General features: G+C 51.2%; 13 protein-coding genes and 1 pseudogene. 7 read left to right on the forward strand and 7 right to left on the reverse strand.

Features of this window, described 5'->3' with window-relative positions; genetic code table 11:
• Positions 1–191: 191 nt before the first annotated feature.
• Together ACR0J1_RS16105 and ACR0J1_RS16110 are read right to left on the reverse strand one after the other, a co-directional pair.
• Positions 192–1,244 carry a ParB N-terminal domain-containing protein gene (locus tag ACR0J1_RS16105; RefSeq protein WP_480733651.1) on the reverse strand — a complete coding sequence of 351 codons (1,053 nt, stop codon included), beginning with the start codon at positions 1,242–1,244 and terminating at the stop codon, positions 192–194.
• Positions 1,241–2,551, reverse strand: a complete 1,311-nt coding sequence (locus ACR0J1_RS16110; protein ID WP_480733650.1) for an AAA family ATPase — start codon at positions 2,549–2,551, stop codon at positions 1,241–1,243. Before ACR0J1_RS16110 ends, ACR0J1_RS16105 begins: the two co-directional genes overlap by 4 nt.
• A gap of 373 nt (positions 2,552–2,924) precedes the next feature.
• Here ACR0J1_RS16110 and ACR0J1_RS16115 point away from each other — a divergent pair, with 373 nt between their 5' ends.
• Positions 2,925–3,623, forward strand: a complete 699-nt coding sequence (locus ACR0J1_RS16115; RefSeq protein WP_480733648.1) for a DnaA N-terminal domain-containing protein — start codon at positions 2,925–2,927, stop codon at positions 3,621–3,623.
• Between the two features lie 55 nt (positions 3,624–3,678).
• Here ACR0J1_RS16115 and ACR0J1_RS16120 read toward each other — a convergent pair whose 3' ends face one another.
• Both ACR0J1_RS16120 and ACR0J1_RS16125 read right to left on the reverse strand, forming a co-directional pair.
• Entirely contained in the window at positions 3,679–4,686 is a 1,008-nt protein-coding gene (locus tag ACR0J1_RS16120; RefSeq protein WP_480733647.1) for a nucleotidyl transferase AbiEii/AbiGii toxin family protein, read from the reverse strand.
• 2 nt (positions 4,687–4,688) lie between these two features.
• Entirely contained in the window at positions 4,689–5,285 is a 597-nt protein-coding gene (locus ACR0J1_RS16125; RefSeq protein ID WP_480733646.1) for a DUF6088 family protein, read from the reverse strand.
• A gap of 568 nt (positions 5,286–5,853) precedes the next feature.
• Between ACR0J1_RS16125 and ACR0J1_RS16130 the strand changes: the two genes are divergently transcribed.
• The 4 genes from ACR0J1_RS16130 (at position 5,854) to ACR0J1_RS16145 (ending at position 11,323) form a co-directional block, all read left to right on the forward strand.
• Complete coding sequence (locus ACR0J1_RS16130; protein WP_480733645.1) at positions 5,854–8,004, forward strand: DEAD/DEAH box helicase; 2,151 nt, start codon at positions 5,854–5,856, stop codon at positions 8,002–8,004.
• 137 nt (positions 8,005–8,141) lie between these two features.
• The gene (locus ACR0J1_RS16135; protein ID WP_480734554.1) at positions 8,142–8,678 is read left to right on the forward strand and encodes a DUF2290 domain-containing protein; all 537 of its coding nucleotides are present in this window, start codon (positions 8,142–8,144) and stop codon (positions 8,676–8,678) included.
• 88 nt (positions 8,679–8,766) lie between these two features.
• A complete protein-coding gene (locus tag ACR0J1_RS16140; RefSeq protein WP_480733643.1) occupies positions 8,767–10,878 on the forward strand; it encodes a GNAT family N-acetyltransferase in 2,112 nt (703 codons plus the stop codon).
• Positions 10,865–11,323, forward strand: coding sequence for an ASCH domain-containing protein (locus ACR0J1_RS16145; protein WP_480733642.1), 459 nt, complete (start codon positions 10,865–10,867; stop codon positions 11,321–11,323). Before ACR0J1_RS16140 ends, ACR0J1_RS16145 begins: the two co-directional genes overlap by 14 nt.
• Before the next feature lie 220 nt (positions 11,324–11,543).
• Here the strand turns inward: ACR0J1_RS16145 and ACR0J1_RS16150 are convergent, their stop codons facing one another.
• Positions 11,544–13,355: an AAA family ATPase gene (locus ACR0J1_RS16150; protein WP_480733641.1), complete on the reverse strand. Its 1,812-nt coding sequence runs from the start codon at positions 13,353–13,355 to the stop codon at positions 11,544–11,546.
• A gap of 379 nt (positions 13,356–13,734) precedes the next feature.
• On the opposite strand from ACR0J1_RS16150, the gene ACR0J1_RS16155 reads away from it, so the two are divergent.
• Positions 13,735–15,102: a dipeptidase gene (locus ACR0J1_RS16155; RefSeq protein WP_480733640.1), complete on the forward strand. Its 1,368-nt coding sequence runs from the start codon at positions 13,735–13,737 to the stop codon at positions 15,100–15,102.
• 17 nt (positions 15,103–15,119) lie between these two features.
• On the opposite strand, the gene ACR0J1_RS16160 is transcribed toward ACR0J1_RS16155, so the two are convergent.
• The gene (locus ACR0J1_RS16160; protein WP_480733639.1) at positions 15,120–15,947 is read right to left on the reverse strand and encodes a LysR family transcriptional regulator; all 828 of its coding nucleotides are present in this window, start codon (positions 15,945–15,947) and stop codon (positions 15,120–15,122) included.
• A gap of 117 nt (positions 15,948–16,064) precedes the next feature.
• Here ACR0J1_RS16160 and ACR0J1_RS16165 point away from each other — a divergent pair.
• Positions 16,065–17,015, forward strand: a pseudogene (locus ACR0J1_RS16165) (aldo/keto reductase).
• Positions 17,016–17,262: 247 nt separating this feature from the next.
• Here ACR0J1_RS16165 and ACR0J1_RS16170 read toward each other — a convergent pair.
• Positions 17,263–17,703, reverse strand: coding sequence for a GNAT family N-acetyltransferase (locus ACR0J1_RS16170; RefSeq protein WP_480733638.1), 441 nt, complete (start codon positions 17,701–17,703; stop codon positions 17,263–17,265).
• Between the last annotated feature and the right edge of the window lie 895 nt (positions 17,704–18,598).

The following is an 18,598-nucleotide window of genomic DNA, read 5'->3' on the forward strand; positions in this document are numbered from 1 at the left end:
TTCAGGCCGCCATGCGCCTATCCTTGCATCGCTCTCTCGCACAGGCACAGAAGTATTATGACGACGTCGATATCGCGGAAAACCCGGCAGCGGATTTGTTGGGGTGAACTGGCGCTAAACGAAGAAGGCGGTAACCCATGGGTTACCGCCTTTGAAATCAAGAAATCTGAGCATGGGTAACCCGCGGGTTACTACTCGTTCAAAACAGCTTCGAAAGCTTCAACCGCTCTCTGGAGCTTCGACCGGTCAATCGAACTAAAGTCCTGACCAGACAATATCCTGCACTCTCCTTTTCGCGCAGTGACTTTTGAGCCTCCCACGTGGAACTCATACTTCACGCTTTCGGCTTTCTCAGGTCGCTTGTCACCACCCGGTTCAGCATCAGTATCTGCCAAGAAGGCATCCAGCGCCTCATTTTGCTCACCGGCTGTGGATGCGCGCACCAACACATCTCTTAGCCCAGCAGCTGAACCCGATGACGCTCGAAGTTTACGCGCAACCTCAACGCCAAGGTTTCTGGAGACACTCTTTGGAAACAGCAACGCACCCTCAAGTTCATTGAGCAGATAAACAAAGCTGCGAATGTAAGAGCGTTTCATCTTGTGCAAAGATGAGTACAGCCTTCCGACCAAAGCTTCTGCATCCCCTGCCCCCAACTCTGAATCTTTGGAAGCAAGAATTGCGACTTGCGCCATCTCAGCAAAAGTCAGGTCCTCCCGAACAACGTTCTCCTCAACCATGTCAATGTAGAGGTCGATGCGATCGCTCTGGGATTCGGCAACTCGCGCTGTAACACTGGCAAACCGTTCATCACCGGTCTCTTCATAAAGCTGCTTAAGAGCAGTTACCCGTCTCCAACCTTTTTTGAGCTGGAAGCGACCATCTGAATCTTTGTAAAGTTCTATGGGCTCCTTCTGGCCACGTTCCTGAATTGAAGCCTTGAGTTCATCCATCTCATCGGAACTTGCGACGGCCGAGAGATCCAAGCGATCTCTTGGCAGATCTGTCGTATGGATTTCATTGATGCCTACCGCAACCAAGACTCGCCCTTCGTCACGAGCTCTACGATACTCCTTGGCATCGGAGGCATTTTGCCGTCGCTGTTCGACACGGTTCTCAGTGCTTTCATTTAAGCTGTTTGCTGTCTCGCGCACCGCAGCCCCCATCGGACCCACTTCGCGGCGGCGTGTTTTCTTGAGGTCATCTTCATCAATCGGAGTGAAGCCAAACTTATTACCGCTCATTCTACCCGCTCCTCAACTTTAGTACGTGCATCCCAGGCCCGTAGGACAACATCCTTAAATTCGCTGTATGCACTATCAAAGGACTGACGCGCCCGCTTCCATGTGTCTCGAGTCATCTGTCTGTAGTCTTGCTCGTAAACAGACATCTGGAATCTGCCTGACTGCTCGACGGCACGCGTCATTTCGATAGGATTTTGACAGACGTCAGCTTCGAAGACATTTTTAAAAGCGTCCATCATCGCGACATGCAAAGAGTTGCTAGCCTCGAAGCGAGTCATGAGAACGCGTATATCATCGAACCGTTTAGGAAGAGTAATACCGGCATCCTTTGCAATACGTTCGAACCCGCTGGTTATGTCTTCCAAGGCATCGCCAAGCTGACCAAGATAACTCGTTGTACTGTCATACTCCCAATAGCCAGGACCAGACGGAATATAGAGGATGTCAGCAGCAAAGGCCGCATTCAAAGACTGGTATCCAATTGCCGGCGGGCAATCGAAAACAATCAAATCATATTGGTCGTCAGGCAACTCATCGAGATATCTTGCTACGCATCCAAAAAAACTCCACGCCTTATGAATGGACCTGTACTGAGCGGACGCAAATTCAACGAAGGCCGCGTTCGCACAGCTCGGGATGATGTCGATGGTCGACCATGAAGTTCTTTGAATGAAGTCTTGTACACGTTGCGCGCCAATCGACTGAACATCTTCAGGCAATTCGTCCGCAGTAGGGTAGGGGCAATCTGCGGGATCATCATATTCGTCCGCGATCCGGTTCGCCTCACGGCAGAGATCGCGGCACATAATGCCCCAGACAGTATTCCACTCTCTAACTTCAGCCAGACCCATTGAATGCGTGAGTGTCGCCTGGGGGTCGAAATCCACCACCAGAACACGGTAACCATCAAGCGCGGCCGCATTCGCCAAGTGCTGGGCAACGACAGTTTTGCCGACACCACCCTTAAAGTTCGAAACCGCTACTCTCATAGCCCGGCCTGCCGGCCTTCGAGGCAGAAGGCTTTTACCTCTAAATCTCAGGCGCCGTCTCAACTCATTTATCTCAGCCAGAGAAAACCATCTTTGCCGCCCATCATCTTCAGTCGCCCCTTGCGGAAGAGACGGGTCTTCTGCCAATTTCTTTCTCAAGGTGTCCGCCGGGACATCAAACATGAACTGGCTAATTTCCCAGATCGAGAATGGTCGAAGCACTTTCTCGTCAGCGGGCGAGAAAGTAGCGCGGCGGACGGCAGCCTGTTGAGCCAGGCTTCGTTCGTTCATAGCTTGAAGGTCGGTGTGGTCACGCATGGTGCTGCTCTTGTTATATCACGAATACCTTCTAATAACGCGATTTCCGAAAACTGCAAAACGTAAAGAATGGAATTTCCGCTTTTTCGCCTCCGACTTTGTAAAAACGGGAGGTATTTCGAAAGCGAAGCTATGTTTTGGTGACAGGCAGCGATCAATTACCAGATATATGGTGACACTCGACCCCCAATAGGGTGACAGCAGAGTGTCACCCATAACCTATTAACCGAATTTTCTTTTGAATTTGAAGAAATAGGCGGCCATCCTGTTTTTCAAAGCCCGTTGACAAACTACGGGATTTCATCACACTGAACCCAATTGATAGAATCGGTCAGCGAAACCGATCCGCTCGAGGCACGGTGGCAGTATCAAAATGGAAATAAAACGATTTACAGGATATCAGGCCGGTTCTCAGAAGTACGATCTTTTGACTGCAATCTCTGTTGCAGGATTAAATGGCACACCCGGCTTTCAATGTTCGATGATGCGGCTCATTGCGTTGATAACGGCCCGATACAACTGGCGCACTGATGAGCTGACGGTCGGGCAAAAAGAAATGGCCCGCCTCTGGTCCGTGGACGAACGAACCGTCAAGCGAGAGATTAAGCGATTGGCGGATTCTAATATTCTTCTCCAGCTTAGGCCTGGGGTTAGAGGCCGCGTTGCAGCGTATCGGCTCAACTACGCAGAAATTTATCGCCTGAGCGAACCGGTTTGGCAAAATGTTGGTTCTGATTTTGTATCGCGCATGGAGACACAAAGCCCAAAATCAACCGAAAAGGTTGTTCATGTTCAGTTTGGCCAAGAAAGACCAGCAGCTGTTGAACATGAAGGACAAGACCTTCAGGACCCGTGGGGCAGGGCGCTTCGGCGCCTATCAGAATCTGAAGCATTATTGTTTGAAAGCTGGTATCGCGAACTCAAATTTGTTGAAGCGCAAGATCAAACGATCACCTTGCGCGCACCCAGCAAGTTCATCGCGCAATATATTCAGTCTCACCATTTGAAACCTTTGCTTGGAGCGATCCAGCTCGAGTTTGGGCGAATTCATAAAGTGTGTCTGCTCGGCTAACAATCCAGTTTTGAAGCTCGCGTGCTGTGCCTTGAGACCACCAAAATTGCTGATTTCAACCGTTGAGTTTGGCCTCTAACACCCCAATGGTTTTCAGGATGTCATCGAACAAGGGGGTATCCCCGATGATCATTTCTTGCATCCCCACATAGTCCCGGCGCAGCGCTGCTTTCAGCTCAGGGTTTGGTAGCAATCTTAGAGATCCAGGCCTGGCATTCTCGTAGTTAGCCCAAGCCGCTTTGAAGAAGACGGACTTATGGTGTGCAACCTGATCCAGCAAGTCGATCTGTTCGATAGCGCGAGAACGGGACTCGTGCGTGATCAACTGAGCCATGTCGTAGTAGTGGCGCGACATACGGTCGGCCAGAGGTTTGGTGATGTCTTGATGATAGAGCATATGCAGGATCGTGGCTTTTTCCCAGAATGTGCGTTCAACACCCAAGACCTTCACATCAACGTCGCCCGCCCCCAACAGGTCTGGAAAGGCCTGATGCACATAAGGCGATATCCTGCGAGACTCGGCTGGTAGGTGAACCCCACGGGCGCCAAATTCGAACCGTACCACCGGTTGGATGTAGCCGCTGGCCGCACTGGTCTCCGATGGATAGGCGAAAAGCAAGGTTTGGGCATCATTTGGATCGACTGACAGGGAAAAATGCTGATCCAGCGCGGCGTCAAACTTGACCTCGGTTTCTTTCAACAGCGGACCTGAGACTACCCTAGTGGCCGTATCCTGAAGTTCCTGCAGCAGTTGCTTTTGTTTTTTGCCGGAAAGGGCAGGGTGCTCGGGGTCACGTTCGCCCTCAAACCCGAGCTGCGCCCGGTCGAGAGACAGATCCACGTCTTCTGAGAACCGATGGATGATGTCATAGGCCTTGGATAGCGATGTCCCGCCCTTGAAGATCATGTGAGCGCCAAAAGAGGGCAGGGCGAATAGATGTTTCAGTGACCAACAGACCCAGAAATCCTTCTCGACGATTGCTTTGGACAAACCAAGCTGTGCGGCCGATTCCTGAAAAGCCTCCTCACGGTTCTTTGGAGTATCGTTGGCAAACTGGTCCACGATCAGTTCCGCGCCACGATTTGCCGCACTACCGGGTGCATCCAGGCCGGTACATATCTACTTTGTGTTGCGAGCAAGGCGCGGTCCTTAATATCCAGATTGCGGGCTAGCGTGTCGACAACACGGCTATCCACCCGGTTTTTGCCAACATAGCGTAACGCCTGAAATACGGCGCCGGTTTTCTGGCCTGCACCAACTAGCGTTTTGGATGATGCATTTCGAAACTGGATGACTTGTCGACCAATTGTCTTGGTGCGGGTCGGGCCGTTGGTCATATAAGTCGGCTTGGACGGCACTTGGGTCGACAGCCCCAACTGGTTGGCTGCCATGGCAGGGGAGGGCTGTAGAACCTGGTTGTTTTTGCGTGCAATCGCTTTGGCTATGTCATCGGCTGACGGAGACAACAGCCCTAATCGGGCGCTCTTTCTCGGATAGTCATAAAGCCCACGCGTTAACCGTCGGACCATCCCTTGATCCGCCAAACGCGACAATGCCTGATCCACGCTTGCGCGGGAGCCAATATCCAGAAAGTCGGTTGGCGCAAAGATTGCGCCCCGGCCTTTTCCGATGATGCGTTGTCTAATCGATGAGGTGATCATAGCTTTCTCCTTGTCAGAAAATATAATACTTTTTTCTGACATTCAAGCTAGGGGAATATCTGGGTGTTTTTGTAAGTAGGGCGGAAACCGGTAGTTCGCTGCATCTGCGAGAGCCTCCCGTAAGGAAAGATAAAAGCGGCCATTCACAGGGGAAGTTGCTCCATCCCGACTCTGCACCAGCCATCAAGGTCAGCGACGCGTATTCAGTACATACAGAAGCTTACAAAGCGCTCTTGTAGAAACTCGTTTTGGTAAGGGACGAAAAGGGCTGGTGGCAAGCGGATTAGGTGAGCTCAAACAAGTCGCTCTAATGCGTCCGCCCGATTGGATATGGCGCTCGCGGCTTAATTGCTGCCGTTGGTTCGGGTCACCTTCCGATGCGGTGCGACCGTCAATCCAGGCATTCGCCGCAGCAGCGAAGGTATGGCATCGAGTTTGATCGGGTTGCGACCTGATGTCAGGCGATTAACTTCGGGGTCGAGTTCTTCCAAGAAGTGCGTATGTTACTAGTCAAATCACTTGAGTGGACATTTTCCAGCTCTGGTCGTTCTCCACTAAAGGACAAAAAATGCACGACATAGTTAGCGACATTGACAACGAACTTGATGTCATTTTCGGGGAATACAAAGATCAGGAAGCTGTTTCCAACTTCGTACAAGCTGCACGAGCAGCCAATCTGCGCGGCACCTTGTACATAGGCTACCCAGTACTAACAGTTGACGACGAAAAGATAGAGTTTGACGCCGTCTTAGTATCGCGGAACCGCGGCGTTATTGTCTTCGACCTGTACTCTCTTGGCGCCAACAACGACACTGGCCTCGACGAAGAAACCAAGACTAGACAGGAACGGCTGTACGTTGCCCTATACAATCGATTGAATTCCTTTTCGGAACTTCGAAGAGGCCGCAATCTACTCATAGAAATTTCGACAGTTACGATCCATCCGATTGCTGGAACATTTGAACAAGATGACGAAAATCAAATCGTCGGATTGGAGCGCTTATCTGAACTTGAAATACTTGATGAAAGTCTTTGGCCTGATGACGCTAAAATAGAGCACCTGAACGCTGCAATCCAAAGGATTTCCAACCTCAAACCTAAGAAAAAAAGGGCCAAAGTTACGCTACCCAACTCAAAGGGTGCGATCATCAGAGAAATTGAAAAGAAAGTTGCAAATCTTGATCTCTGGCAGAAACGAGGCTCAATCGAATACGTAAATGGTCCTCAGCGCATCCGAGGCTTGGCTGGATCTGGGAAAACAGTAGTTCTCGCCCTGAAGGCCGCATATCTGCACGTCAAACGTCCAGACTGGGATATTGTTGTAACTTTCAATACTCGGTCGCTTTACCAGCAGTTTGAATCACTGATCACCCGCTTCGTTTATGCGCAAATCAGTGAAGAGCCGGACTGGGAAAAATTACATATTATGCATGCTTGGGGCGCGGCCGATAGAACAGGTGTGTACAAGGAATACGCCGCCCGAACCAATTCCGTTTATAGGGATTTTGGTACGGCAGCGCGGTTATTCGGCTACGAAGATGCATTCAAAGGTGCGTGCGATGAGGCTTTGAATGGCACCGTAGACGATGAACTAGAAATGTATGACATGATGCTGGTTGATGAAGCCCAAGACCTTCCCAGCAGTTTCTTTCAACTTGCGTATCGTATGGTAAAGAAACCTAAAAGAATTGTATGGGCATACGATGACTTGCAAAACTTGAGTGACGTTCAACTGCCCTCCGCAAAGGACCTCTTTGGCCTGAAGGCCGACGGTTCACCAAAGGTGGTACTCAAAAACAACCCTGATCAGCCGCTGGAGGACATTGTGCTTCCACGATGCTACCGAAATCCTCCGTGGACACTGCTTTCAGCACATGGAATGGGGTTTGGGGTACATCGTGATCCCATGGCGCAAATGTTTACCGACCCCTCGATTTGGGAACGTTTGGGTTACACCTCTACAAAGAACCAGATCAACTTTGATCAAGACGTAGAAATAGAGAGGACACCTGACAGTATCCCGAGTTTCTTCCCAGAACTTTTGAATCCCGAAGAGACGTTAGTTGGTTGGAAGTTTGAGAATAGCCAAGCACAATACGATTGGGTTGTCGAAACCATTAAGACGCTAATTTCGACCGATGAATTGGAGCATAGCGACGTGCTAATAGTACTTCCCAATGTCCGGCGAAGTAAGTCTGACGGCGCAAAAATTCTCAAAACGTTGCTACGAGAGGGAATAAATGGCCACATTCCCGGTCAAACCTCCTCGAGAGATGAAATCTTCAGGGAGAATTCTATCGCAATAACACATATCTACCGAGCAAAAGGCAACGAAGCACCTGTCGTTTTCATACTGAACTCGGAGTTCTGCGAGAACCCCTATGGCATCAAACAACGGAGAAACATCCTTTTCACGGCCATGACGCGGTCTCGTGCTTGGACCTACATTCTTGGCGTCGGTGATGGAATGGATCAACTCGGCACGGAGCTCGCAAAAATTAGGGATGATGGGTTTAGTTTAAACTTCCACTACCCCACTCGCGAAGTGGCTTCCCAATTGGCTGTGTCAACAGACTCGCTCTATGATGAAGGTGTCGTGGAAGAATTTGACGACTTGCGGGAGGCACTTAGGAAGGCGAAAGAAAGTGGCGGCTGGAAGCAACTACCGCTAGATTTGAGACAGGAACTTGCCGACTTGAGTGGTGGCCACGAAGAATGAAGCCATCAGCTATTGTCGGCATCCTAGACCGGTTTCTTGTAGAGGGTCTGGCGTCTGGTATCTTTTTGGGCGTGCAGACTCACAAAGTCCATGAGCTTGGCTCGACAATGGTAGTTCGTCCACAAAACAGGATCGGAATGATCACAAATGGTGGTATCACTCCATCAGAGTACATCGCCATACTCGACGGGGATACCTATTCAGCCGTTTTCCAAGATGGATCGATCCTTTACATGGAGTGCTCCTTTGAAGGTCGAACGCTAATTGATCATCGGTATCTATTCATACCTTGCCCGTTCGACGCTTCAATAGTCTCGCAAAGACCGGATCACTTCTCTCTTGCTGACTGGTTAAGGGATAGTATTGAATTGGAAGGAAAAGATGTATTTAGCAGCCGAGGCGCATTTCGGTTTGACTGCGCGCGAAATGTAAGTGAGGAAGTAAAGGATCCGCACCCAATATCGCACTTAACCATTGGATCAGGAGACTGTCGGCTACCGCTCAGGGGCCCCATGCCTGTTTCCTCATTTCTGAACCTAGTCTTCGATAATTTTTTTCGTCCATACAGGCCATTTTGGCTTCAGTTCGCACCTTATTTGAACCTGGATCAAAGCGAGGTGACAATCCGGCAGAACGAAGAAATTTTGCATCATATCAATTGGGAGCCCCAGTGAGCTGTTATAAGCCCCCAACGTCCGCAACCAACAAACTGCGATTTGCAAGATATTTGAAGATTCGGTTGTCAGGAGGTCACAATAGAGAATGTTTGAAGTTGTAGATGATAAGCGACGGCTGATCAGAGCACTGGAGCAGCTTGTAGAGAATGCCGATCTTTATAAAAACGAAATTGGGTTTTGGGCAAAGGCCAGCATCACCAGTGCTATAGAAAGAAACCGTCTACTTGCAGCCTTTAAGCATGGAGAGGGAAAAGTTGTTGGTTTCTTGATCTACAGCGGCGTCTTCCCGACGAGCAAAATACAGGCCATTGCAGTTCACCCCGACTTCAAGCGTGTTGGTGTTGCGCAGTTACTGCTGGATGCAGTTATTGAAAAGCTTGAACGGGAAGGCTTCATGTCCGTAAGCGCTAGGCCCGCCGAGGACCTGCATCCAGCGCAAGCTTTCTATGCGCGGAATGGGTTTGAGGTTGCGACTATAGTCGAAGGTGGGAAGGCTCGAAAGAGGCGCATTATTGTTCGAGAACGGACTCTGGCGGTACCAACCTTATTTGATGCATTGGAAGGCGCGGCTCAGGCACCAAAATCATCAGTGCTGCCCGCCAAAGATCGTATATGGGTGCTGGATATCAATGTTCTCTTCGATTTGATTAAACACGGGCGCGATCGGTACCAACGAGCATATCGAGTCTTCGGTGCAGCGTTAGCTGGGCGCATCAATGTCGCCGTAACATCGGAATTCCAACGTGAATTGGCTCGATCTAAGCCGAAGCAGGGAGCCGACCCGATTTATGAACTTGCTTCGGCGTTACCTATGCTGCACTTGGATGACGCAGCAGGGTTGAGCGCCCTGACTAATGAAGTGCATCATCTTGTTTTTGTTCAAAAGGGATCGAGGCAAGCTGCGTCAGTGCAGGCTATGAGCGATAGCCGTCATGTGGCTGAGTCTATCAAGGGAAACGCAAGTGCATTTATTACCAGCGACGGACCGATGCTCAATGCGAGGAGCGAAATTCGAGCAAAATTCGGGTTGGACATCGCCGCGCTTGATGAATTTGACGACGCTCTTGGTTCATACGGCTTGGATGTCGATCTGACACAAACCAACGCTGATGGATTCACAATCACTGGCGGAACAATTGAGCAAATCAAGCCTATCGTAGCGGCCTGTAGTGCAGGGGCATTGCTCGCTGACTTTGAACAGGATAGCCGATTGGCAACAACGGCCGTCAATCTTACAAAGGGGCTAGATGGTGAAGTTCTGGGATGTTTATGTCTCAGGCAATCGCAGATTTTTGGTGAGCCGACGGAAATTCTACTTCTATGCGATCAAAGCAAAGGTGCAGCAACACATGCTGTTGATGCGCTATTGGCAAAGATCATTGGTGAAGTTGCGGCTATTGGGCCGCAGCTTGTGCGAGTTTCAACGGTTCAAGGTCAAACGGTAGTTTCCCGCATTGCTTTAGAGCAAGGCTTTCGACCTGCTGAAAGCAAGCATGTGTTTGAAAAGCTCATGTTGGGCTGTCCCGTAACACCTCAGTCACACGAGGCCATTCAAAACAAGCTTCGCTTGATAATCAGCGGGGAAGCCTGCGATCAACTAATGCCAGCAAGCTTTGAAGGAGTGGATCTATTATATGAGAATGAGCGTTCCGAGTTTGATGATCTGGAATCCTTTGCGTCTCCCGCTCTTTTTGTTGTAAATCAACGTAGTGTCATCATTCAACCAATTGGCAAGTCGTTTGCTGACCAGTTACTCGGCACAACAAATCAAATGAGCTTTTTAGATCAGTTCGGTGGGGCCACGAAGTCTGAAAAAATCTATGTTTGCAGCGGTCGTAAGCGTAGCTCGTATCATGTTGGACAACTGGTGTTGTTCTATGAGTCTGGCAGAACAGGTGGACGAGCGGCAGTAGTCGCGGCGGCTAGCGTTAAGAGTGTGACGCTTCTGGATAAGGAAAAGGTCACAAAGCAAAATCTATCTCAAACAGTTCTTGATAGCGTTGAGGAGATGTCGTCCACTAGTGAGGTAACACTGGTGAGGTTTTCAAATTTGCTCAGATTGCCGTCGCCTGTAGGGTTGTCGCGCTTGAAGGCTCTCGGTGCGCATTCGGGACAAAACTTTGTATCCGCCACGCGTATAGCAACCGCCGTTGGACAATCCATTCTTACGGAGGGATGGAAGTATGCAAGCGAATGATCACGCGATGATCTCAATCAAGCCTGGATTTGCGGCGAGTATTCTATCCGGGATGAAGACGATTGAATTGAGGCGGCGTTTTATCGATCTTCCTCTTGGTTCAAAGCTGTGGATTTACTCGACCCTACCAGTAGGGGCTGTTGTCGGGGTCGCTACTTTGGAATCTGTGGACAGAGACTCACCTCAAAACCTCTGGAAGAAGTACTCAGGCAGAACCCAGATCAGTAGCCCTGAATTCGATGCTTACTTCTGTGGATGCGAACAGGGCGTTGCGCTCGGTCTCAATAACATTCAAACCTTGGAACCAGTTGGTTTGCAAACCATCCGCGAAATTCGAGGCGTCGCATCTATGCCGCAGGTGGCTGTACGGATTACTCGAGAACAAGCAAAGTGTTTTTGTCTGAGAGGAAATACCTCTGGGGGCAAGTTGGCTGCAAGAGCGTAAAAGGTCTGTACCTATTGCAGCAAATGATAGTGGGCGTCACACGAACCTGACGCAACCGTCATAGAGCGACCACGACAGTGTGAACGCTGTACATCAGATTGCGCACCAACTCATCATTCCTTTTGCAATGAAAATGGCAATAAGCCGCAGGTCTACACGACGAAGCGTTGCAAAAAACGTCGACAACCGCCAGTTATTGTCCGCATTGCTTGAGAACTCTTCAGCCTCTCGGCGATAGACCATTAGCCTTCATGATCATTTGAGCCAATTCGGAGACACGCTCTTTTAGATCAAGAACATCAAAGTCGACGTCGCTGCCATCACCACAAATTCTGGTCGCCACTCCAACTTTGTCTGCATCTTTGTAAACGTTGTCGGAGCCAGCCTTTGCATTCTTGCGCTCAAAATAGAAAGCATGATCCCAGGCGCCACCAGCCAAAGGTGCACCGTAGACTTTTGGATGAAGCGCCTTCAGACTCTCTTGCAGCCGGTCATGGGGCACGTAATTCTCAATTTCGCGACCCTTCGTAATCCAGACAATGCCCCCGTCCTTGGACATTTCCTCCTTCAATCGGTGCGCTGCGGGTTTTGGGCGCGCACCTGAGCTATCTCTATCGCTATCAATCACGACTGCAATATTCCTGTTTAGGTCACGCAACCTAATGAAACCGTCTAGTGCAGTGTCATCTGCACTCAGATGGCTAATCAGTCCACCGCCATAAAACATGATTGTGTAGTGAACGCCCTCAACCAGGTCAGGACTTTCGGCCTTCAACCAATGGCGGATGTAAATTCGATCAGATGGCCCTTCGACCCAAATCACGGCATTGGCTTGCAGAATGTCAGATGCATGACAGCCGAGATCGTCGCAGATCTGGTGCTTCTCGCCTCTCAGTATCGCTGGCGTCACATAGCTCTGCACCCCATCATTATGCACACGAAAGACAGATGCGCCCGGCGTATCAATGAAAGCCGCCGAGTGCGTCGCAATGAAATACTGATTTTCTGTTTTCTCTTGCAGGTATCTAATCAGCTTACGCTGCAACAAGGGATGAAGATGGATCTCGGGTTCTTCAATGCACATAATGACGTTTTGGTGGATTGTGCAGAAGGCTGCGATGAGAATGACTTCGTGGATTCCTGTCCCAAAGGATGAAAGTGGCAATGTCTTGCCATCAATCTGCACTTGTAGATATCGTTTGTGATCCGGAACGGTTAGCCTTGCCCCTGGTTTGTCGATTACGGCCTGAAGGAATCTCTCTATCCGATCAAAAAGCCCCATTTCCTCTTCATAGTGCCTAAAGTCTGGATTTTTTAGTCTGGCGAGTTCGACGACCAATGATTGCCCCGATAGATCACCGGTTGCATTGTCATCATTTCCAATAATTCGCTTCGCTGGAATTAGAAAACGATCTGTTGCAAACTCACTCTGTAGTCGCACAAGACTGTCTAGTAGTTTTGGAACAGCATAAACGTAATTCGCGACAGCATCTTGCCCTCGGTGAACAACCATATTGTCTATCTCCGGAAGACGCAGACGCTTCATGTCTTGCCATTCCGAAAGACTCCAAGTTTCTGCAACCTCAGCTCTGTCGAATGATTCAAAATGAGCCCATCTCGACTTTGTTTCAGCTTGCTTTATCCAAATGCAGCCATTTCTCTTGAGTGGTTCACATAGCCTTTCCAGCATTGCTCGTTCTTCTACTGATCGTAAGTCCAACTTTTGACCAAGGGACCTATAATAGGGTTCAGCGATAGCCGCGGGTGTCAAGCCAATGGCCACCCTGAACTCTCCGCGCTCATTACCCAAAAATTGATCTTCCCACGATTGTGAAGCTTCACTGGAATCTTGTTCCAGTTCGACATCATCAATCGTTGGCAACCGGTCCTTAATCAGATTAAGGACAATCGACTTCCCTGCATTATTCGGCCCAACAAAGAAATTTACCCCCGAGAACGGCGCAATGTATTGAGTTTCGGAACCGATGCCCCGGTAGAACTGGACCGCGAGGCCCTGGAGGTAAGTTGGCATGCTCAACCAAGTCAAAATTGCAATCTAAACTATAGCCGCAATCAGTGCTTGAAACGCTCTAGTGCGTCAACACTATTGCAACTAAAGCAGCCCTTACGAACAGGTCGAAAGGGTTGGCTTCGATCAATGATGTCGTTCTGCGAAAGCTCAGTTTGTCCGACGAACTGGGAGTTCATGACTGCTCGAAATACCAAGCGCAGCGAACGGCTGCTTCGAAGGGTTGCACCGCGGCGACGGAACTCCGTGACCAACGGCAGGAAAGGGCCGGCTAGTATCATCGACCATGTCGGGCTGTTACGAGTATTAGGTTGCCCTCCTCAGAACTTGCGGGCAACGTCCAGTTTCGTAAGTTAAGCGCCAGCATCAGAGAGGACATGGAATGAGCTGGACCGAATATCTCGACACACACCAATCGCGCTTTGTCGAAGAGCTGTGCGACTTCATTCGTATCCCATCGGTGTCAGCCAAACCCGAAAACGCGGGCGATGTTCGAAAGGCCGGGCAGTGGGTCGTTGACCGGTTGGTCGCGGCGGGCATGGAAAACGTTCAGATGATGGAGACGGCAGGACATCCGGTGGTCTGTGCCGATTGGCTGCATGCTGGACCGGATGCGCCTACCATTCTGATCTACGGTCATTTTGACGTGCAACCGGCTGAACCTTTTGAGCTATGGTCCTCGCCTCCGTTCGAGCCGACGATCCGCGGGGATCGGATTTACGGGCGTGGGGCAACCGACGACAAGGGTGCCATGTTTATCCCGATCCTGGCCGCCGAGGCTTTGCTGGCGGAGACCGGGAAATTGCCTGTCAATGTGCGGTTTTTCTTTGAAGGCCAGGAAGAGATCGGGTCCCCCGACCTGCCGCCCTTTATCGAGGCAAATCTCGACCGGCTTCAGGCTGATATGATCTTCTCGGCCGATGGCAGTCAGTGGGACACCGAGACGCCGCAACTGGTTCTGGGGCTGAAAGGGCTCACTTCGCTTGAGATCTCGGTTCAAGGTGCGAAATCGGACTTGCACTCTGGTATGCACGGCGGCGGTGTTGCAAACCCGGCGATGGCACTGGCCCAGTTGCTGGCCAGTATGAAATCGACCGATGGTCGGATCACGGTGGATGGCTTCTACGACGATGTCGTCGCGTTGACGGATGAAGACCGCGCGGCAATTGCACGGGTGCCCTGGGATGAGGCGGCCTATCTGGCGCAGACAGGTGCCCCAGCGACGCTGGGTGAACCGGGATACACAACGCGTGAAAACCTGTGGGCACGTCCAACCCTTGAGGTCAACGGGCTGACCAGCGGTTGGCAGGGGGAAGGCACAAAGACCGTTTTGCCCGCAGTTGCTTCGGCCAAGATCACGTGCCGCCTGGTTGCCAATCAGAACCCCGAAAAGGTCTTTGACTTGATCTCGGCCCATGTCGAAGCTCACTGCCCGCCTGGTGTGACGGCACAGGTATCTCGCAATCCCGGTCGTGCGGACCCTTTCCTCGTACCGGCCGGACACAACGCAACCGCGATCGCGGGACAGGTCCTCGAAGAGGTTTATGGCAAACCCGCGTACAAAACCCGCGTTGGAGGCTCGATCCCTGTGATGTCGACCTTGCTGGACGAACTGGGTTTACATGCGGTCATGTTTGCGTTCGGACATGAGGATGAAAACCAACATGCCCCGGACGAGTTCTTTCGTCTGCCGACCTTTCGGCGCGGCCAGACAGCATATGCGAGGTTGATGGAACGGTTGGGTGAATAGGCATCTGCAGCCTCTGTTCACCCGTTTTCACAAGCTTCCGACATCACGGCATGGGTGCGGTCAATGACATGCCGCACCTCTGGAAGAAATCGGTCTTCATGATGTGTGACCAACCACTGATCATGTTCCAGATCATCAATCAGGGGTGAGACTGGTTTCAGACCCGGCTGCGTGTTTCCGATGAAGGTGGGCAGAACCGCCCGGGCCAGCCCTGCATTTGCAAGCTCCAGCGCATTTTTCGGCGCAGTCACTTCGATGGCGTCGTCCTTTTGCGAATGCGCCCTCAGCCATTTTGCCGAAGGTGTATTGGACATGACCCGAGCCCAGGTCAAAACGCTTTCATCCGTGGCGTAGACCGCAAACCGAACGCGCCCGATCTTGCGACCCGCCAGGTTGATCTCTTCTGGTCGGTGGTTTCGAATGCCGATCGCGGCCTCCCGGTGTCCGATCTTCAACACCTCTTCTGACGAGATGAAGCGCAGCCGAACCGGCATTGATCCGGTAAGCCTTCCGACCGCGCTGATCAAAACCCGTGTTACCCACGTCCCGGCCGAGATTTTGACCAAAGGTGGTGCGCTGGCAAGGCTGCTGTCTGTGACAGGTATGACGCGCGCCTCGATGCTTTCTACCTTTTTCAACAGCGTTTGCCCGTCTTCGGTCAGGTCATACCCTCGCGGTTTGCGGTGAAACAGCTCAGTTCCCAGGTTACGCTCAAGCTCGATCATGCGTCGATCCAGGGTGGGTGCGCTCTTGCCGGTCTGTTCGGCCGCTGGCCCAAGCCCGCCTGCTCTGGCGACCGCAAGGAAAAGCCGCAGGTTGTCCCAGTCAAAGTTGCTTTCATTCATGAAATAAAGCTTACATTCTGTGTTGTTGATGAAAAGACTTTGATGGCGTTTTTTCTGAAGGATCAGTCACGGGGTCCAAAGATGAACTTTCTCGAATCCGAAATCTCACCCCTTGGCATGGGATGCTGGCCGATCGGCGGCAAGATGTATTGGGGCGAACAGTCTCTGGGTTATACCCGATCAGACGACGAAACCTCGATTCGTACGATCCACGCCGCATTGGATGGTGGGATCACATTGTTTGACACCGCTGCCGCCTATGGCGCGGGGCATTCGGAACGTTTGTTGGGCAAAGCGCTAATGCACCGGCCCGACGCCCTGATTGTCACAAAGATCGGGGTTGGGATCGATGAGGCAAGCAAGCAGATTTCGTTTGACCCTTTCACCCCGGATCAGGTTGGCCTTGCTGTAGATGGGTGCCTGTCGCGGCTGGAACGGGATCGGATCGATCTCTTGCTGTTGCATGTGAACGATATGCCCATTGCTCAGGCCATGGCGGTGTTTGACGAGTTGGACCGGGTGAAAGAGGCCGGCAAGTTGCGCGCCTATGGTTGAAGCACCGACCATTCACAAAATGCCCGGGCGGCCTCAACCCGAGATGGTTTTGAGGCGGTGGAATACGTGTTGAACGTCTTTTTCGACGCGCCCCGCATGCAACAGATTGTCCGAGAGGAGGGGCTATTATCCCTTATCCGCTCACCTCTTGCGATGGGGTTGCTCTCGGGCAAGTACGATCAGAACAGTGTCATGGCACCGGACGACGTGCGCGCATCAGGTGAAAGCTGGATGGAGTACTATTCGGATGGAAGGGTAAACCCTGATTTCATGCAAAAGCTCGAAGCGGTTCGGGATTTGCTGACCACCAATGGTCGAACGCTTGTTCAAGGGGCTCTCGGGTGGATATGGGGCCAATCAGAAACATACGTACCGATTCCGGGCGCTCGGACAGAAGAACACATGGAGGGCATTTCAGGAGCACTGACCTTTGGTGCCTTGCCGGTTGAAGTGATGAGCGAAATAGAAAACTTGATTACACGCAACCCCAACGAGCCAGACCGCCCCAGGTAACTATAAGAACTGTATCAAAACTGTGCACCCGCAGCGAGTGTCGGCAAAACGGGCTGCTAACGCGGCATTTCAGTTTTCTGTTCAAGGTCTGCTTCGGGCCGTGGATGTGTCGTGGAGAACGAGGCAGGAGCCCATGCTGCGTCTTCTCCGAGGTCTGCATAGAGCCCAGAGTGACCGATGCCGCAAGTTGCATGAACGGCTGTTTTGCTGATCGGTTCGCGCTTCAAAGCTATTGTCCAAAGACTTTTCACTCTTCGTAGTAAAATGAAAAATACGTCATAGTTTGGCCGCTGTACTCTTTCTCAATCTCAGAGAACGCGCCATCAGTGAGCCTGCCGATAGCAGTCCTCCAAAACTGATATGCCGACAAGTTTTCCGGTAAGACCCGCACCTGCCACTGTCCGCTACGTCCTCGAAGTGACAGAGAAAATGCTAGGCGTCCTACACCTTTGCCCCGGAATTTTCTGAGAACGAAAAACTGCCCAACATCCCAAATGCGATGATCGATTGGAGAGGGTCTGACAAGGCAAAAACCTGCGACTTCGTCGTCTGTTAAAATAAAGTATGGGTGGTGGTCTGCATTTTCCCAGTATTGAGCAAGCAAGTCGTCTGGGTAGGCGTACATACCGTTTGTGGAGATCGGCCAACCGGCAAATTCGGACATGTCGTATAGGTAGAACTGGAACATGTGCTCCAACCTATTCCGGTCCTCTTGAGCAATGCTCTTTAGTTCAGTTCCCATGTTGCCTTAGACCCTGAGTTGTTTGATCTATATAACAAGTCAGCGAGCGAGAAGTTGCAACAGGTCTAATCTGTCAGCTTCGAAGAACCTTGATTGCGGTTTCCCTCAGAGCTGACATTTATCTCCGGCCCTTCAAAGGCTGCTTCGTCCCGCATCCTGTGATTTCGCAAACTTCGAGATTTTGCGTTTGCAGCGAATGGCCGGTTCAACGGGCCGCGCCGCAGCATCTCGACCAGGTGGTGGAGGTCTGCTTTGGGCCGCTGTGTGAACAGCAACGAGGTCCGGATTGAGCCGCGGCTGTGTGAAAACGCTGACTGTCTAGCGCAATATGCCGAAAACAACCTCTACCTTTCTGCTCTGGTCTTTGGAATGTCCGGGCTACACGCGCAATCGCTATCAATTGCATCGCATTCTCGGTAACACAGTGTTTGATCTCGGGCGGGGACTACCACGGCTTGAATGTTTATCAGAAACACCCGGCGATCGATCTCAGAATTTCGACAAACAATAGTGCGCTGTGAAAGGCATCAGCGCATCCAGGGGGCACGTATTTTGCATGTGTGTCCCTGGAGGTTTCAACTATTGTGATACAACCCGATTAAGCAATAGGCTGCTTCCGAACCTCGGATAGTGACTATTCAGGACTTGAGCCGAGGGACAAGCCGGCTTCTGCGACTTTGAGACAGTGAGTGACAGTGTGATATGAAGAAAACATGTCCTACATGCTCCTGTTTTGGCCTTTTGAGAAAGGGCTGTATGTCCTGCGGTGGGACGGGCAGGGTTACCGACTATGACACTGATATAACTTTCGCGCATACGCCACGCCGTTCGCTCGGCCAAG

The sequence above is a fragment of the Ruegeria sp. CJ3 genome (assembly GCF_056536725.1).

Excerpts from the sequence above, each read along its gene's own strand:
- ACR0J1_RS16160 (WP_480733639.1), bottom strand. The coding sequence starts at position 15,947 with ATGAATGAAAGCAACTTTGACTGGGACAACCTGCGGCTTTTCCTTGCG.
- ACR0J1_RS16125 (WP_480733646.1), bottom strand. The coding sequence starts at position 5,285 with ATGATCACCTCATCGATTAGACAACGCATCATCGGAAAAGGCCGGGGC.
- ACR0J1_RS16140 (WP_480733643.1), top strand. The coding sequence starts at position 8,767 with ATGTTTGAAGTTGTAGATGATAAGCGACGGCTGATCAGAGCACTGGAG.
- ACR0J1_RS16135 (WP_480734554.1), top strand. The coding sequence starts at position 8,142 with ATGATCACAAATGGTGGTATCACTCCATCAGAGTACATCGCCATACTC.
- ACR0J1_RS16145 (WP_480733642.1), top strand. The coding sequence starts at position 10,865 with ATGCAAGCGAATGATCACGCGATGATCTCAATCAAGCCTGGATTTGCG.
- ACR0J1_RS16105 (WP_480733651.1), bottom strand. The coding sequence starts at position 1,244 with ATGAGCGGTAATAAGTTTGGCTTCACTCCGATTGATGAAGATGACCTC.
- ACR0J1_RS16155 (WP_480733640.1), top strand. The coding sequence starts at position 13,735 with ATGAGCTGGACCGAATATCTCGACACACACCAATCGCGCTTTGTCGAA.
- ACR0J1_RS16170 (WP_480733638.1), bottom strand. The coding sequence starts at position 17,703 with ATGTTCCAGTTCTACCTATACGACATGTCCGAATTTGCCGGTTGGCCG.
- ACR0J1_RS16130 (WP_480733645.1), top strand. The coding sequence starts at position 5,854 with ATGCACGACATAGTTAGCGACATTGACAACGAACTTGATGTCATTTTC.
- ACR0J1_RS16110 (WP_480733650.1), bottom strand. The coding sequence starts at position 2,551 with ATGCGTGACCACACCGACCTTCAAGCTATGAACGAACGAAGCCTGGCT.
- ACR0J1_RS16150 (WP_480733641.1), bottom strand. The coding sequence starts at position 13,355 with ATGCCAACTTACCTCCAGGGCCTCGCGGTCCAGTTCTACCGGGGCATC.
- ACR0J1_RS16115 (WP_480733648.1), top strand. The coding sequence starts at position 2,925 with ATGGAAATAAAACGATTTACAGGATATCAGGCCGGTTCTCAGAAGTAC.